Origin of the sequence: Bradyrhizobium algeriense, assembly GCF_003062295.1 — a bacterium.
Lineage (GTDB): Bacteria > Pseudomonadota > Alphaproteobacteria > Rhizobiales > Xanthobacteraceae > Bradyrhizobium > Bradyrhizobium algeriense.
This window is the reverse complement of record NZ_PYCN01000029.1, coordinates 24,577-41,539: the sequence shown is the minus strand read 5'-3', so window position 1 is coordinate 41,539 and position 16,963 is coordinate 24,577. Positions and strand designations below refer to the sequence as shown.

Here is a 16,963-nt window from a genome sequence, read left to right as displayed (position 1 = left end):
ACCGCACAGATCGCCTGGACGCCGAAACCGTCGTACCAGCTAACGCTGCGAACGCCGCTTTACGCGATCAGGAATTATCGGCTCATGCGGGCTGCGAGTCCCGCACAGCCGCGCCGCGCAGCAGCTTGCCGATTTCCGGCTTGCAGGCACCACAATTGGTACCGGCCTTCAGGCGCCGGCCGACCTCGTCGACGCTGGCTGCCCCTTTTTTGATTTCGGCCGATATCTGGTGCTGTCCGACGCCGAAGCACGAGCAGACGATCGGCCCAACGTCCTGGCCCACATCGAGCGGCTGCCCCGTCAGCAGCGACATCCTCGCATTCGCTGACAATGCCTGCTCTGCGAATAGCCCTGACAGCCATGATCGCGAGACCAGCTTGTGATCGGGTGCGATGAACACGCAGCCCTCCAGCCGGCCGTCGCGAACGGCCGCGTAGCGGAAGCGGCCGGCCTTCGGATCGCGATAGGCGATCCATTCGATGTCGTCATATCCCACGCGAAGCTGTGCACGCGCCCAGTCGCGCCAGCTTGCCGGCCGCTCGTCGCCGGCGAGTTCCATCCGCCAGCAAGTCCCTGAGAGCCCGCCGACCCAGTAGCCCGCTTCGGGGCGCGCGATCTCCTGGCGGCTGAGAATGAAGGCATGCCATTTCGGCAAGTAGGCTGCCGCCTTGACCGGCGTGTGCTTGGACTCCGGCTGCCCGGAGATCGGATCGGTCGCTGGATTGACCAGCGCGTTGACCCGGCCATCGCCGGCATATTCGCCGTTCCAGTGCATCGGCACGAACACGCAGCCGCGCCGCTGTTCGGCGGTGACGACAACGCGCGCCACCATCTCGCCCCAAGGACTGGTCAGTCGCGCGAGCCCGCCATTCTCGACGCCGGCCATGCGCGCATCGTCGGGATGGAATTCGGCGCAAGGCTCGAAAACATGCGCCAGCAGCCGCGGCGATTTTCCCGTCCGCGTCATGGTGTGCCATTGATCGCGGACCCGCCCGGTATTGAGCACCAGCGGATAGTCCCGGCTGGTCGCGTTCACGGCGGCACGCGGCGTCACCGGCACGAAACGCGCCTTGCGGTCGGGCGTGAAGAATTGTCCGGTTTCGAACATCCGCGGCGTGCCGGTCGGATATTCGCGCGTCACCGGCCACTGGATCGGCGTAAGCGCGTCGTAGGCGCGATCGTCGAGCGTATTCAGGGCGGATAGATCGAAATCGCGCGTCCCCTCATTCTCGAAACTGGAGAGTCTCGCGTGCTCGCGGAAGATCGCGGCGGCGTTCAGATAGTCGAACCCCGAAAAACCCATGCGCTGCGCGACGTCGCAGACCGTCTGCCAATCGGCCCTGGCAGCGCCGGGCGCCGGCAGGAACCGCCGCTGCCGGGAGATGCGGCGTTCGGAGTTGGTGACGGTGCCGTCCTTTTCGCCCCAGGTGAGCGCAGGCAGCAATACATGGGCATGACGCGTGGTGTCGGTATGGTGCATGCAGTCGGAGACGACGACGAGCTCGCACCCATCGAGTGCGCGGCGCACGCGATCGGCATCCGGCAGGCTCACCAGCGGATTGGTGGACATGATCCACACCGCCTTGATGCGCCGATCGGCGATCGCGTCGAACATGTCGACGGCCTTGAGGCCCTGCTTGTCCGCGATAATTGGCGACTGCCAGAACCGCTGCACGATGTCGCGGTGTCGCGGGTTTTCGATCTCCATGTGGGCGGCAAGTTGATTGGCCAGCCCGCCGACCTCCCGGCCGCCCATGGCGTTGGGTTGTCCGGTCAACGAGAACGGCCCCATGCCGGGTCGCCCGATACGGCCGGTCAACAAATGACAGTTGATGACCGCATTGACCTTGTCGACGCCGCTGCTCGACTGGTTGACGCCCTGCGAATAAAGCGTGACGACCCGCTCGGTTTTGGCGAACCAGTCGAAGAACAATGCCACCGCGCCCTCGGCCAGGCCGCAGATGTCGGCAGTCTGCGCGACCGTCTGGCCGGCGACCTGTTGCAACGCGGCTTCGGCGCCGGTGGTGGATCCATCCACAAACGCGCGGTCGATGGCGTCGCGCGACGCGAGATGCGCGAGCAACCCGTTGAACAGCACGGAATCGCTGCCCGAGCGAAGCGGCAGGTGCAGATCGGCTTCCTCGCAAGTCGCGGTCCGCCGCGGATCGATGACGACGATGCGGCAGGCAGGATTATTGGCCTTTGCGGCCACCATGCGTTGGTAAAGGATCGGATGGCACCAGGCGGCATTGGAGCCGACGAGCACCAGAAGGTCGGCGGTTTCGAGATCCTCATAGCAGCCCGGCACGGTGTCGCTGCCGAACGCGCGCTTGTGCCCCGCCACGCTCGACGCCATGCACAGCCGGGAATTGGTGTCGATGTTGGCGGTGCCGATAAAACCCTTGGCGAGCTTGTTGATGACGTAATAGTCCTCGGTCAGAATCTGGCCGGAGACATAAAAAGCGACCGAATCCGGCCCGTGCTCGCGGACGATTCTGGCAAAACCCTCGGCGACATGATCGAGCGCCGTATCCCAGCTCGTTTCCTGGCCGTTGACCACGGGAGCAAGCAGTCGCCCCTCGAGACCGATGGTCTCGGCCAGCGCTGAGCCCTTCGCACACAGCCGCCCGAAATTGGCGGGATGCAGCGGATCGCCCCGGACGGTCACCGTGCCAGCGGAATCCCTGTCAGCGATGACGCCGCAGCCGACGCCGCAATACGGACAGCTAGTCTTCACTGGCACGGGCAATCACCCTCACTCGGCGGGCACGGCCGCCGCCGTCTGGATGCAAAGCCAGACGGTGTTGTTCTCCACCTTGGTCGGATGCGCGCGCGTGCATCCCTCATCCGGCGCGACCGCCGTTCCGCTTTTGAGCTCAATGACGAAATTGTGCAGCGGACAGGTGACGCGCTTGTTGTGGACGATGCCTTGCGACAGCGGCCCGCCCTTGTGCGGACAGCGATCGTCGAGCGCGAACACCTCGTCATCGGCGGTCCGGAATACCGCAATGTCTCCGGACGCCGTCCGCACGACGCGTGAGCCGAGAACGGGAATATCGCTCAGCGTCCCGATTTCAATCCAGTTGCTCATGCGAGTTCCAGTTCCGCCAGCGGCGTGAATTCGTTGCGATCGACACCGCGTTTGGCGCGCGCCGCCCACGGATCGCTTTGCGAGAATTGCTGCGAATAAGCGAAGCGGCTGAACAGCGCCTTGCGGTTGGCGACATCGTCGACCACCTGCTTGCGGATGGCATCGAGACCGATCCGATCGCACCACTTGTACATGCGCTCCAGATACCAACCCTGCTCGCGATAGAGCTGTGTCAGCGCGGCAATGACTTCGAGCGTCTCCTCTTCGGTCGCGACCTTGGTCAGGAATTCGGTCCCCTTGATGTGAAGACCGGCGGCGCCGGCGAAATGGATCTCGAATCCGGAATCGACGCAGACGACGCCGACGTCCTTGCAGGTGGCTTCCGCGCAGTTGCGCGGGCAACCGGATACGGCGAGCTTCACCTTGGCCGGCGTCCACGAGCCCCACATGAATTTCTCGATCTTGATGCCGAGGCCGGTCGAATCCTGTGTGCCGAAACGACACCATTCCGAACCGACGCAGGTCTTCACCGTGCGCAGCCCCTTGGCATAGGCGTGGCCCGACACCATGCCCGCATCGTTGAGGTCGGCCCAGACCGCGGGCAAATCCTCCTTCTTCACGCCGAGAAGGTCGATGCGCTGCCCGCCGGTCACCTTGACCGTCGGAATCTTGAACTTGTCCGCGACGTCGGCGATGGCACGCAGTTCATCCGGCGTCGTGACGCCGCCCCACATCCGCGGCACGACCGAATAGGTCCCGTCCTTCTGGATATTGGCGTGGACGCGTTCGTTGATGTAGCGCGACTGCTGATCGTCGCGATACTCGCCGGGCCAGGTGGCGAGCAGGTAATAGTTGAGGGCGGGCCGGCAGGAGTGGCACCCGTTCGGCGTCTTCCAGTCCATGAACCTCATGACATCGGGAATGGTCTTCAATGAGTTCTCGATGATGACGCGCCGCGCGTCGTCATGGCTGTGATCGGTGCATGCGCACATCGGCTTGACCTTCGGGGCCGCCGAATAGTCGCCGCCCAGCGTGAAGGCGAGCACCTGCTCGACCAGGCCGGTACAGGAGCCGCAGGACGACGAGGCCTTGGTGTGGGCCCGCACGTCGTCGATCGTGAACAGTTTCTTTTCGCTGATCGCCTTGACGATCGCACCCTTGCAGACGCCGTTGCATCCGCAGATTTCCGCCTCGTCGCTCATGGCGGCAACCGAGTTCTTGCCGCTGTGACCGCCATCGCCGAGATTGGCGGCGCCGAACACCAGCCGCTCGCGCATTTGCGAAACATCAGTGCCGTCGCGCAGATGCTGGAAATACCAGGGGCCGTCGATGGTATCGCCATAGAGCACGGCGCCGATGATTTTCTTGTCGCGCAGGATGATCCGCTTATAGACGCCGCGGGAAGCGTCCTGCATGACGATCTCTTCCTTGTCCGCACCCGGCGCGAAGTCGCCGGCGGAGAACAGGTCGATCCCGGTCACCTTCAGTTTGGTCGAAACGACCGACCCGTCATAGGTGGCAAAACCCTTCATGGCGAGGTGGTTGGCGCAAACCTTGGCCTGGTCGAACAGGGGAGCGACGAGGCCGTATGTCTGGCGACGATGCTGCACGCATTCGCCGACCGCATAGATTCGTCCGTCGTAGGTCTGCATGGTGTCGGAGACGACGATGCCGCGCTCGCAATAGAGCCCTGCCTTGCGCGCCAGCTCGACATTCGGGCGGATGCCGACCGCCATCACGACCAGGTCGGCGGGGAGTTCCTCGCCGTCGGCAAAGCGCACGCCGGTCACGCGATCCTCGCCCAGGATCGCTTCCGTCTGCGCGGGCATCTTGAACACCATGCCGCGCTCTTCCAGCGACTTGCGCAGCAATCCGCCCGCGACCTGATCGAGCTGGCGCTCCATCAGCGTGTCGAGCAGATGCACCACGGTGACGTTCATGCCGCGCTTCATCAGGCCGTTGGCGGCTTCGAGACCGAGCAGGCCGCCGCCAATGACGACGGCGTTCTTGTAGCTCGTCGAGGCCTGAACCATGCGCTCGACGTCCTGAATGTCGCGAAAGCCGATGACGCCCGGAAGGTCCTTGCCCGGCAGCGGCAACATGATCGGGTTCGAGCCGGTGGCGATCAGCAGGCGATCGTAAGGCACCCGCGCGCCTTCCGCGGTGACGACTTCGCAGGTACGCCGATCGATCATCTCGATCATTTCGCCCTTGCGCAGCGTGATCCCGTTATCCTCGTACCACTGCTCCGTGTTGAGCATGATGTCGTTGACGGTCTTCTCGCCGGCGAGCACGGGCGACAGCAGAATCCGGTTGTAATTGCCGTAGGGCTCGGAACCGAAGACGGTGATGTCATAGAGGTCGGGGGCACGATCCAGCAGCACTTCGACCGTGCGAATGCCGGCCATGCCGTTGCCGATCACCACCAACTTTTGCTTGTTTACTTTCTCGAGCATGCCCTGCCTTCCAGATTTCCGATGGTCCCGCTCGGCGACGCAGCTCTGCATCGTCGATTGGCAAAAAGTATTGATGATTGGGGAGCGCCCATCGGCGGGCAAAGGATCATCGGCTATGACGATCTATATCTTGGGTATTCAAGAGACGTGCCAACACCAGGTCCGTATTTTTCCGGGCGCAACGCACGGCTTCAGCCGATGAATCGTCAGTTGGCTGCACCAGGGCGTGCATGAATGCCCAAAAAATCACCCTCCTGGGCTACCCATTGTGCACAACACGAATGCTTAACCATCAGCGAGCGTCAATTTGCCCGCGGAACCGGCACGACACGGATAGGCGGCTTTTCAGGCGCGTTTTTCCGTCAATAGCCGGAACCGCATAATAAAACACCACACTGCACGCTCGAGCGGCTGCTTTTGCCAACAAACGGAGCAAGGGCCGCATTCGCGGCAGGTTATCCACGCGCCGCAAGACACTGCAAATACACGCAAAGTGGCGCGCTTGTTTTTCTGGCACACGAATTGCTGATATTGCGACCAGAGTAAAGTCTCAACGACGAGACGACTCGCATCCCAAAATTAAATCCCTTTGTGCCGAGATCACCGCGCTTGCGCGGTATCACGCGCCGATGTTCGAGGCTGCTCGATGAAGTTTGCTGAGTTCAAGAAGGCTGGCCACTGGCCCACGCTGCTCGCCGCCTTCCTCTATTTCGACATCAGCTTCATGGCCTGGGTCGCGCTCGGTCCGTTGATCGTCTACATCGTGAGCGACATGAACCTCGCCGTCGACGAGAAGTTCACGCTTGTCGCGATTCCGGTTCTGGCCGGCGCATTGCTGCGGGTGCCGATGGGCCTGCTCGCCGATCTGTTCGGCGCCAAACGGACCGGAATTGTCGCGCAAATCGTCGTCATCGCCGCGACCGCGTGGGTTTGCTACTTCGGCCTTCCAACCAAGCTGTCGGTGGAGATCTTCGGTCTCGCGCTCGGCATCGGCGGCGCCTCGTTCGCAGTGGCGCTGCCGCAGGCAAGCCGCTGGTATCCGCCGCAATATCAAGGCGTGGTGATGGGGATCGCCGGCGCCGGCAATATGGGTGTCGTGCTCGACACGATGTTCGCACCGTCGATCGCCGAACACTGGGGCTGGCAGGCCGTGTTCGGCGTACTGCTCGTTCCGATGGTGCTGATCCTCGCCTACTACATCTACGCCGCCAAGGATGCGCCCGGAGAGCGGAAACCGGTTTCGCTGAAGGCTTATGGTGCGTTGCTGCGCGATCCCGACAGCCGCTGGTTCATGTTCTTCTACTTCATCACCTTCGGCGGCTTTGTCGGACTGGCCAACGCCTTGCCGCTGTATTTCAGCGTGCAGTATCACGTATCAGGCGTTGCGGCGGGCCTGCTGGTTTCCTTGATCGTCGCCTTCGGTTCGGGTTTCCGCCCGGTCGGTGGCCTGCTCGCCGACCGCATCGGCGGCATCCCCTCATTGTCGATGTTTTTTGGGGTCGTCGTGGCGGCCTATCTCGTCATCGCCTTCATGCCGGAAGGACCGGCCGCGCCGACGCCTGGGGGCTGGGCGCTCACCGAGATGCCGCGGATCGCCTGGATCTCGGTATCGCTGTTCTCGATCGGCGTCCTCGCGCTCGGCATGGGCAATGGCGCCGTGTTTCAGCTCATTCCTCTCCGCTTCCGTCAGGAGATCGGCCTGATGACCGGCATGGTCGGCTGCGCGGGCGGCATCGGCGGTTTCTTCCTTGCCAAGGCACTTGGCGTCGCCAAGGGAATGACCGGCGGTTTCGGCGCGGGCTTCGTGTTTTTCGGCCTGCTGGCGTTGCTTGGTTTCCTCGGACTTGCCATGGTCAAGGTGCGCTGGCGCACCACTTGGGGCGCCGCATCGGGAGCGCGGGTCTGACGACGCGCGCTAACTTGACAGGCCGCGGGTGACGATCGGTTCGCAACGAAATCTCGGGGTTCGCGTCGGCTTCGTCAGCGAAACCGGCAAGCGCTCCGCCAATGAGGATTATGTCGGGACCTGCCTCGGCCGGTCCGGCGGGGGCAACCGCGACATCGTCGCCGCGGTCGCCGATGGCGTCGGCGGACACAAGGGCGGGCGCGAAGCCGCCGAGCTCGCAGTTCGCTGCTTCATCGACGCCTATTACTCCCTCCCCGAAACACTCGGTGTTCGCCGCCGGGCCTCGCGTTCGCTGGAAGCCGCCAACAGCTGGATCTACACGCAAGGCCGCACCGATCCCCTGCTCAGCGGCATGAGCTGCGCCTTCTCGTCGATCATCCTGTCGCGGCGGCTTTGCCACATCATTCATATCGGCGACACCCGCGCCTATCGCCTGAGCGAGGGACGACTGGAGCGGCTGACCACCGACCACATCGCCGGCCGCGGCGATCTCGCGCATCTGCTCAACCGCGCCATCGGCTTCGAGGATTTTGCCCGCTTCGATTACGCCACCGTCGGACTGCGCCAGCACGACAGGTTGCTGATCTGCAGCGACGGCGTTCATGGCGTGTTGGCCGATCACCGGCTGCAGGTGCTGTTGAGCGAGCGCACCTCGCCGGAAGAATCCGCACGCGCACTGGTCGACGCGGCGATGGATGCCGGCTCCAGCGACAACATGACCGCGCTGGTGCTCGACGTCGTCGACCTGCCGCCCGCCGACCGCGACGAACTCACCCACTCGATCGCGACGCTTCCGATTCTGGATTTGCCCGAAACCGGCGACGTCGTCGACGATTTCACGCTCGGCGAAATATTGTCTGATGGCCGCTACAGCCGGCTGTTCAAGGCGATCGACAAACGACAAGGCCGCGAACTCGTGCTGAAGTTTCCGCATCCGCGCGTGGCCAGCGAGGGCTCCTATCGCCTCGCCTTCGTCCGCGAGGCGTGGGTCGCCGCGCGCGTGCGAAGCCTGTGGATCGGAGAAATCGTCGAACTGCCCGCCGAACGGCAGACCCGCCTCTATTCGGTGATGCCGCTTTACGAAGGCGAGACGCTGGAACAGCGGCTGAATCGTTCGCCGCAACTTTCGCTGTCTGAAGGCATCGGGATCGCGACCAAGCTGGCGCGCGCGGTCGCCACCTTGCATCGTGCCGGCATCATCCATCGCGACATCAAGCCCGACAACGTGATCCTGCTGAAGGCCGGCGGATTGCGGCTGGTCGACCTCGGCGTCGCGCGCGTTCCGCTGCTCGAGGATTTCCCGGCCGAGGATATTCCGGGCACGGCGAGCTACATGGCGCCGGAGCTGTTCGGCGGGCGGCCCGGCGACGAGTTTTCCGATCTCTATGCGCTCGGCGTCACCGTGTACCGGACGTTCACCGCCGCCTATCCCTATGGCGAGATCGAGCCGTTCTCGCGGCCCCGCTTCGGCAAGCCCGCTTCCCTCTCCCGCTATCGCGCCGACCTGCCGGCCTGGCTGGATGCGGTGGTAGGCAAGGCGCTCAACGTCGATCCGCTGCAGCGCTACGGCGACGTCATCGAGTTCTCGCACGAGCTCGAGAATGGCGCGATGTGGGCCAAGCCGGCCGTCGCATCACGGCGCTCGCTCTACGACCGCGATCCGCTCGTTTTCTGGAAGAGCCTGTCCGCAGGCCTGATCGTGCTCGTCATCCTGCTTCTGGCGTGGTCGGTACGAAATTAGCCCGACGCTCCGGTGGAGCGTTGGGCCATGTTATGTGAGCGAAGCCAACCGCGTTGGCTTCGCGATCTGGCTTACACCCCGGTCTGGGTGATGAACTTGGTGTTGAAATACCCGTCCATCGCCTCGGTGCCGCCCTCTGAGCCGTAGCCGGAATCCTTGACGCCGCCGAACGGCACTTCGGGCAGCGCGAGCCCAAAGCTGTTGATCGAGACCATGCCGGCTTCGATGGCGGCGCCGATCGCGGTCGCCGTCTTGGTCGAGCTGGTGAACGCGTAGGACGCGAGACCAAACGGCAAGCGGTTGGCTTCCTCGGCCACCTCGTCGAAGGTCGAGAAGCGGGAGATCAGCGCCAGCGGCCCGAACGGCTCCTCGTTCATCGCGCGCGCATCCTTCGGCACGTCGCTGACCACGGTCGGCTCGTAGAAGTAGCCCTTGTTGCCGACGCGGTGACCACCGGTCTCGAGTTTTGCTCCTTTGCCCACGGCATCCTGCACCATGCCTTCGATGGCGGTGACGCGGCGCGGATTGGCGAGCGACCCCATCTTCGAATCCGGATCGAGGCCGTTGCCGACCCTCATCGACTTGGCGCCTTCGACGAACTTGTCGACGAACTCACGGAATACGTCGTCCTGCACCAGCATGCGGGTCGGCGAGATGCAGACCTGGCCGGCGTTGCGATACTTCGCCGCCGCCAGAATCTTCGCCGCCGACGACACGTCAGCGTCCTTGAACACGATGGCCGGCGCATGGCCGCCCAGCTCCATGGTGGCGCGCTTCATGTGCAGACCCGCCAGTGCGGAGAGTTGCTTGCCCACGACGGTCGAGCCGGTGAAGGAGATCTTGCGGATCACTGGATGCGGAATGAGATATTCCGAAATCTCCGACGGCACGCCGTAGACCAGGTTGACGACACCATCGGGCACGCCCGCGTCAGCGAACGCCTTGATCAGTTGCGCAGGCGACGCCGGCGTTTCCTCGGGCGCCTTGACGATGATCGAGCAGCCGGCCGCGAGAGCCGCGGAGAGCTTGCGGACCACCTGGTTGATCGGGAAATTCCACGGCGTAAAGGCCGCGACCGGGCCGACCGGCTCCTTGACTGCGATCTGGTAGATGCCGGGGCCGCGGGCCGGGATCACCCGGCCATAGGCGCGCTTGGCTTCCTCGGCGAACCACTCGATGACGTCGGCGGCGGCCATGGCTTCCATCTTGGCCTCGGCCAGCGTCTTGCCCTGCTCCATGGTCATCAGCGGCGCGATCTCGTCATTGCGCTCGCGCATGATCGCGGCCGCCTTGCGCATGATCCTGCAGCGCTCGAACGGCGCCACCGCCCGCCAGACCTTAAAACCCCTGGCGGCCGCTTCGAGCGCCTCGTCGAGATCGGCACGGTCGGCATGGGCGACGGTGCCGATGGTTTCCTCGGTCGCCGGATTGAGCACGGCGATGGTCCTGCCCGACTGGCTCGGCCGCCATTTGCCGTTGATGAACAGTTGCGTATTGGAATATGCCACGAGACTTGCTCCCTCTTTTATTGTCGCCGGATGGCGAAATCGGCCGGCTGAAGTTCAGGCGTCTTTATGATCGAAGCCCGGCCGGATTGCAAAGCCGCTGCGACCGCTGGCGATACGCCTCGATCCCGCCGCACGCATGGTCGAAACTGGCACGCTCGATCGCATCGCGACCGTGGACAAAATATGGAAAACAACCCCATGCAAAGTAGCAATAATCGCTGGCATGATACCGTGAGCGATTCCGCGAACACTTGACACGTCGGGCAAATCAGCGGCACTACTCCATCATCGCGCAGACTAGCTATGGGCCTGCTGTAACGCCGCCCTTTGTCGCGATTGCACACAAAATCTTTTGACAATTGAAAGTCGCCGCAACGAGCCATCGCCTGCGCGTTGCCGAACCGCGCGCGCTTCCGGCGCGTGCTGAGGAGTATCGACATGAACACCCGCTCCGGACCTCAATCTGCCGACGGCGACAGCCACGACCGATCCAACCAAGGCCGCCGCAACGCCGCGGATAAAGCTCTCGTCACATGGTTTCTCCATCGATCATCCAGATCCTGAGCTTGGCGAACAGCTTCTGGCGAGCGCATTGGGAGCCGCCGATCGCGATGCGATGCATGGCATCCTCCGGCAATTGGTGAAGGCCAGCGTGAACGGCGAGAGGCCCGACGAAATCATCCTCTCCTTCATGATTTCAATGGTGAGCATCAGACCCAGGATTCCATCGAGGCCATGCTGGTGGCTCAGATGGTTTCCGTTCATGTGATGGCGATGCGATGTGCCCATCATCTCGCGAATGCGGAAGACATCGGTCAGCAAGATAGTGCCGGGCGCGCATTGGGCAGGCTCGCCCGCACCTTTCCCGCCCAGATCGAGGCGCTCAACCGCTATCGGAGCCATGGCGAGCCTGCCATCACCGCCGCTCGCCGGCGGTGCGCGGCAAAAAGCGCTGCCGCATGCATGGCGGTGCACCGGGGTCCGGCGCCCGCTTTATTGCGGCCGGAACTTGACTGCACTACGTAAGTTACGTACAACTGCATGCGTTAATTACGTAGTAACTGGACCGTGCACACTGTAGCCCGCACGAAAGCTTTTGATACAGCCGCCAAGCAAGCTGCCCTGACCGAAGATGAAATCTTCGAGATCATTACCTTTCTGGCTGAAGACCCTGAAGCCGGTGAGGAAATGGTTGGCACTGGCGGCTGCCGAAAGGTTCGGTTCGCGGGCCGCAGCAAAGGAAAACGCGGTGGCTACAGGACCGTCACGTTCTACTCTGGTGAGACAATGCCAGTCTTTCTCATCACAGTATTTGCAAAAGGGGAGAAGGCAACATTGACCGGCAAAGAGGCGGCAGGGTTGAAAGCCCTGACCAAACTCATCGTAGATGAGTACAAAAAGAAAAAATCCAGCTTGGCGGAGCGGAGAGGGTTAGCAGGATGAGTAAGAAAGCATTCGACAAGATCGCAGCAGGCTTGACCGAAGCGCTTGAAATAGCGCGCGGTAACGCGAAGCCTACCAAGCTCTATGTCCCTGCTGAGATCAATGTTCGTGGTATTCGAAAAAAGCTTGGGCTCTCGCAGGATGATTTTGCGCAAGAGTTTGGGTTCACGATCAATCAGATTCGCGATTGGGAGCAAGGCCGCTCCCGTCCGCTCGATGGTCTGCGCGCGTATCTCATGATTATCGAGAAGAACCCTGATGCGGTGCTAAATCTCCTTCGAAGCAGCGCGAAGAGCGCGCGGAAGGCTCGCAAGGCAGCCTGACAGCAGGCAACAACAACCAAAGGAAGCCTGCCCCCCAACCGGCGGGCTTTTGCTGAGATGAATTGCTCAAATATCACTAGGTGATTTTCGCAAGATCATCACGCCCGCGTGAAGGGGCGATCTATGAACTCTCCGCCCTTCCGGGATTCTGACGAGCGCTGGTTCTGATCTGCCGTCGACGGCTTCCCGTCGATCTCGCGCTGTGCAGGAAGCTGCAGCACCGTTGCCCTTTGACCGGGACGGAGCTTTGTCAGAAGCACGATCCTGCCGTTCGCAAATTCCAGCGCGTCATGGTGCGAATTGGTTCCCAGATTGACTTGCCGGGAACGCGCGAGCCGCGCCCCGACGCTCCCAAACCGCATTTGCGGGTAGAGCTTCGCGAACGGGTGATCGCATACAGCGTCTTCGTTGAAAGCAAGTTCGGTGCCTGGCAAGAGGCATACAGCGGTGTCTGGCTCTCCGATCGCGGAGAACCCGCGTGTCACCGTATTGGGGAATTCGCCCGTTAGCAGCACGTCCCCCGCTCTCGCTGGACGCGATTGGACGGCATGCAGGCTGTAGTCACACATCACAACGCTCCATCTTCATGCTTCCGGCGTGTATGCGCCCGGCTCCTTCGAACTTCTCGCGGCGAGATTTCGCGAGTTGCTCCCAACGCCCGCTATCTTGGATTCGCCGCGGACGCATTGGGTTCATTCGGCTGCTGCCCCAAGGTCACGCTCAATGAGCTCTCTTTTCCTTGCCGAAGCACCGTGAGCTGGGTCGAAGAGCCCGGCGCCATCGCACCGACTTTTTTGGTCAACTCGTTGGCGTTCTTGACTGGCTCGCCACCCACCGAGGTGATCACGTCTCCGCTTCTCAATCCGGCTTTCGCAGCGGGACCATTGGCTTGAACCGCCGCCACGATCGCACCGCGGAGATTGCTCAATCCGAGGCCGTCGGCAAGTTCAGGCGTGACCGATTGAACTTTGGTCCCGAGCCATCCGCGCGTGACCGCGCCCTTCTCCTTTAGCTGCGGTATCACTGCCTTGACCGTATCGGCCGGGACCGCAAACGCAACGCCCACCGAGCCTTGGGAGGGTGAAAAGATCATGCTGTTGACACCGATGACATCGCCCCGGGTATTGAAGCTCGGACCGCCGGCATCGCCGCTGTTGATTGGCGCATCGATCTGGATGAAATCCTTCGCTGAACCAGCCTCGATGTCGCGATCGCGCGCTGAAACAATACCGGCCGTCACGGTACCTCCGACCGCAAGCGGATTTCCGGCGGTAAGCACCCAATCACCCACGCGCGGGGGCTGGTCAGAGAGCTTCACGTAGCTGAAGTCCGTGCGTCCGTCGACTTTGATCAAGGCGATATCACTCCACGCGTCCCTTCCTATGACTCTTGCCGAATAGGCATTGTCGTCGCTGGTTCGGATCTCGACCGTGTCGTTGTCTTCCACGACGTGACTGCTGGTCACGGCATAACCGTCCGGAGAGATGAAGAAGCCTGATCCAGCATTGATCAGTTCGAGTGTCGGTGCCCTCCCTCGATCGGGCGCATCCGGATCCGCTCCTGGAATCTCCCCCTTCGGAGCGCGCTGTTCAGGCGCACCAAATTTGCGCGTCGCAGTCGCTTTGGAACGCACCGCAATCACGGTCGGTTGAACCTTTTCGGCGAGATCGGCGAAATCGCCGGGCCCACCACCATCTTCAGTACCAGCAACCCGATCGATCAATGTTGTCGGCCTGCCCACGAAGGAAGCCTGGCCCGGAGAATTTACCGTTGCCTGCGCGATATTCGCGATCACCGGAATCGCGAAAACGGTCATCCCGCCCATCATCGACGCCCGGCGCCAGTTGAAAGCCAAATTTCCACGAGCCAGATTTTCACGAGCCATGTGCGCTTCCATTGTCATCGCATCACCGCGGCTTTGACGTCAGAGGCCGGCACGTCTAGCGCGCCGTCAGTTCCGTGAGAGCTCAGACGCTTGCGGCAACAGTGGCTCAACAATCTGCTGCGCCGGCAGTTCCTTCAGCCCAAGGTGGATAAGGAAGGTCGTCCAAATGCCGGAAGGCCATGCCGACTGATCGCCTCGTCACCGAACATCCCGCATAGCTCCCAACGCGATCTTCACAGTTCCACCGGGAAGCACGCGCTCGCCTCATTTCCATCCGAACTTGCGGTGGCCTCGACAACTTTCTTTGAACCGTCGGTTTCTTTGAACCGTCGGCCCGTGTGTTAGGATGGATCTGCCACGACAATCGAATTGAACCGATTTCGGTGAAGGCAGGCCATGATCAAGATCGAGCGAGCCGGCGAAGGCGATCCACTCGAATTCGAGGTCATCGTCCATGTGGGAAACGGCGAGACGCGCCATCACGTCACGATGGCAAGAGATACTTGCGAACGGCTGACGATGGGCACGCACACGCCCGAGGCTTGCATCAAGGCGGCGTTCCAATTCCTGCTTGATCGCGAACCCCAGGGATCGATCCTGCGGCGTTTCGACATCACCGTGATCTCCCGCTACTTTCCCGAGTTCGAGCGCGAGCTGCCGCGCTACCTCTCTCAACCCTGATTAGGTCGCAATCCTGATCAGGTCGCCAAGTGACCTTGACGCTTGCGCGCCATGGCCCAGCCGAAATATCCAATTTTTAGATGATCTGTATTATTTGAATGCCCCGTCAAGAGCGGGGTTGACTGTGTCCAGGACATCGAGCTCGGCGAGACATGAAGCGCTTCGGACGCTCATTCGAGACCGACGAAAAACAGCAGGTCTGCCAAGGCCGGCATCTGTCTAAGTCGATGGCGCTCGACCACCGTGGAGAACGTGACGTGGCCGGCCATCGGCGCTCGACGGGCTGCGATCAGGTTGTTAAGCCCGCCTCCGCCAAGGAGCCTTTGAGTCGAGACATGACCGTTGCGATCGAGATGGGACACACGACGGCAGGCGCTCCGGCTACTCTGGACCTTGAGGAACTGCTAGCGACCCGCCTGCTGGTGCAGGGCAATTCGGGCTCCGGCAAATCCCATCTGCTGCGCCGGCTGCTGGAACAGAGCGCCCCCTGGGTGCAGCAGACCATCATCGACCCCGAAGGCGACTTCGTGGCGCTTGCCGACCGTTTCGGCCACCTGCTGATCGATGCCGAGGACCATACTGAGCGGGGCCTGCAGGTCGCCGGCGAGCGCGCGCGCATCCATCGCGTCTCCACGGTGCTTAATCTCGAGGGGCTCGACGCCGAGAACCAGATGCGGCGCGCCGCCGCCTTCCTTGGCGGGCTTTTCGACGTCGCCCGCGACCACTGGTACCCGATGCTGGTGGTGGTGGATGAGGCGCAGCTCTTCGCGCCGGCAGTCGCCGGCGAGGTTTCGGACGAGGCGCGCAAACTCTCGCTCGGCGCCATGACGAACCTGATGTGCCGTGGCCGCAAACGCGGGCTTGCGGGGATCATCGCCACCCAGCGACTGGCGAAGCTCGCCAAGAACGTCGCGGCCGAGGCGTCCAATTTCCTGATGGGCCGAACCTTTCTGGATATCGACATGGCGCGCGCCGCCGACCTTCTGGGCATGGAGCGGCGACAGGCAGAGGCCTTCCGGGATCTGGAACGCGGGCAATTCATGGCGCTGGGACCGGCCCTCTCCCGCCGTCCGCTGGGGCTGCGCATCGGTCCGACGGAGACCACGCCGCGCAACGCGACCCCGCGCCTGATGCCTCTGCCGGAAGCGACACCGGACGCCCGCGCCATCATCCTGGCGGCACCGCCGCCCGAAAATAACCGGCCCCAGCGCCGGTCGCCGCCGGACCTCCTCGGCCAGCTCATGGCGGCGAAGACCGCGGCGCTGGAAATCCGTCCCGAAGCGGTGGAGCAGCCACTCAGCGCCGAGGAACTGGCGGAGCGGCGTGAGCGCGTGGACCGTATTCTGCGCGCCGTCATGGCGGAACCCGATTCGGGATTCCGTGCCATCGGCGTTCTCTATCAGGAGTTCGTGGTCCGCTGCCGAATAGAGGGCCTCGGTTCGGACGTGCCGGACCTGGGTGACTTCCGTCGCATGCTGACGCGCGCCCGCGCCGGGCTCGGCTCCGATATGGCAGAGGATGACGCCTGGCAGGATGTCTCGGTCCGCGCCTCACTTCTGCCGGAGGATATGCAGGGCGTCTTCATGATGATCGCCCGCGCCGCGAAGGAAGGGTGGCCCTGCCCGGGCGATGCAGCGATTGCCCGCGCCTATGGCTCACATTCGTTGCGCCGTGCACGGCGTCTGTTGACCTACATCGAGGAGCAGGGCCTCATTGTTTGCCAGCTTGACGGTGCCGGCCGGCGGATCGTGACGCTCGTCGAACTGGCCTGGGCGACGGCACCGGGCGACCCCAATGCCGAGGAACTGCCGGCGGAGCAAGGCTGCAGCAGCTCGGCGCCATGATGCGGCAGTCGCGCGCGCACTCGGAAAACACCAACGGATCAAGCCGTGGCTGTCCACCGCAGAGGACTGCCACAGGGCTTCTGTC

The 16,963-nt window shown here is 62.8% G+C and carries 13 protein-coding genes; 7 read left to right on the top strand and 6 right to left on the bottom strand.

Annotation, left to right across the window (positions count from 1 at the left end):
• Positions 1–82: 82 nt before the first annotated feature.
• The 3 genes from C7G61_RS34200 to nirB are packed head-to-tail and all read right to left on the bottom strand — an operon-like array spanning position 83 to position 5,547.
• Positions 83–2,749 carry a nitrate reductase gene (locus tag C7G61_RS34200; RefSeq protein ID WP_202975807.1) on the bottom strand — a complete coding sequence of 889 codons (2,667 nt, stop codon included), beginning with the start codon at positions 2,747–2,749 and terminating at the stop codon, positions 83–85.
• 6 nt (positions 2,750–2,755) lie between these two features.
• Entirely contained in the window at positions 2,756–3,091 is a 336-nt protein-coding gene (gene nirD / locus C7G61_RS34195) for a nitrite reductase small subunit NirD (protein ID WP_108522113.1), read from the bottom strand.
• Positions 3,088–5,547 carry a nitrite reductase large subunit NirB gene (nirB, locus tag C7G61_RS34190; protein WP_108522112.1) on the bottom strand — a complete coding sequence of 820 codons (2,460 nt, stop codon included), beginning with the start codon at positions 5,545–5,547 and terminating at the stop codon, positions 3,088–3,090. The genes nirD and nirB overlap by 4 nt, the downstream gene beginning before the upstream one ends.
• Before the next feature lie 646 nt (positions 5,548–6,193).
• On the opposite strand from nirB, the gene C7G61_RS34185 reads away from it, so the two are divergent.
• Together C7G61_RS34185 and C7G61_RS34180 are read left to right on the top strand one after the other, a co-directional pair.
• Positions 6,194–7,453: an MFS transporter gene (locus C7G61_RS34185; RefSeq protein WP_108522111.1), complete on the top strand. Its 1,260-nt coding sequence runs from the start codon at positions 6,194–6,196 to the stop codon at positions 7,451–7,453.
• 28 nt (positions 7,454–7,481) lie between these two features.
• Complete coding sequence (locus C7G61_RS34180) at positions 7,482–9,194, top strand: bifunctional protein-serine/threonine kinase/phosphatase (protein WP_108522110.1); 1,713 nt, start codon at positions 7,482–7,484, stop codon at positions 9,192–9,194.
• Between the two features lie 71 nt (positions 9,195–9,265).
• On the opposite strand, the gene C7G61_RS34175 is transcribed toward C7G61_RS34180, so the two are convergent.
• Entirely contained in the window at positions 9,266–10,702 is a 1,437-nt protein-coding gene (locus C7G61_RS34175; RefSeq protein ID WP_108522109.1) for an NAD-dependent succinate-semialdehyde dehydrogenase, read from the bottom strand.
• A 735-nt stretch (positions 10,703–11,437) separates the two neighbouring features.
• Here C7G61_RS34175 and C7G61_RS47285 point away from each other — a divergent pair.
• From C7G61_RS47285 to C7G61_RS34160, 3 genes are read left to right on the top strand one after another with little or no spacing between them, the layout of a single operon-like run.
• Entirely contained in the window at positions 11,438–11,728 is a 291-nt protein-coding gene (locus C7G61_RS47285) for a hypothetical protein (protein WP_190242101.1), read from the top strand.
• Between the two features lie 42 nt (positions 11,729–11,770).
• A complete protein-coding gene (locus C7G61_RS34165) occupies positions 11,771–12,145 on the top strand; it encodes a type II toxin-antitoxin system RelE/ParE family toxin (protein WP_108522108.1) in 375 nt (124 codons plus the stop codon).
• Entirely contained in the window at positions 12,142–12,468 is a 327-nt protein-coding gene (locus C7G61_RS34160) for a helix-turn-helix domain-containing protein (protein WP_108522107.1), read from the top strand. The genes C7G61_RS34165 and C7G61_RS34160 overlap by 4 nt, the downstream gene beginning before the upstream one ends.
• A gap of 98 nt (positions 12,469–12,566) precedes the next feature.
• Here the strand turns inward: C7G61_RS34160 and C7G61_RS34155 are convergent, their stop codons facing one another.
• Both C7G61_RS34155 and C7G61_RS34150 read right to left on the bottom strand, forming a co-directional pair.
• Positions 12,567–13,037, bottom strand: a complete 471-nt coding sequence (locus C7G61_RS34155) for a hypothetical protein (RefSeq protein ID WP_190242100.1) — start codon at positions 13,035–13,037, stop codon at positions 12,567–12,569.
• A gap of 92 nt (positions 13,038–13,129) precedes the next feature.
• Positions 13,130–14,353: a S1C family serine protease gene (locus C7G61_RS34150; protein WP_190242099.1), complete on the bottom strand. Its 1,224-nt coding sequence runs from the start codon at positions 14,351–14,353 to the stop codon at positions 13,130–13,132.
• 396 nt (positions 14,354–14,749) lie between these two features.
• Between C7G61_RS34150 and C7G61_RS34145 the strand changes: the two genes are divergently transcribed.
• Positions 14,750–15,034, top strand: a complete 285-nt coding sequence (locus C7G61_RS34145) for a hypothetical protein (RefSeq protein ID WP_108522105.1) — start codon at positions 14,750–14,752, stop codon at positions 15,032–15,034.
• Positions 15,035–15,369: 335 nt separating this feature from the next.
• A complete protein-coding gene (locus C7G61_RS34140) occupies positions 15,370–16,878 on the top strand; it encodes a helicase HerA domain-containing protein (protein ID WP_108522158.1) in 1,509 nt (502 codons plus the stop codon).
• The last annotated feature ends 85 nt before the right edge of the window (positions 16,879–16,963 follow it).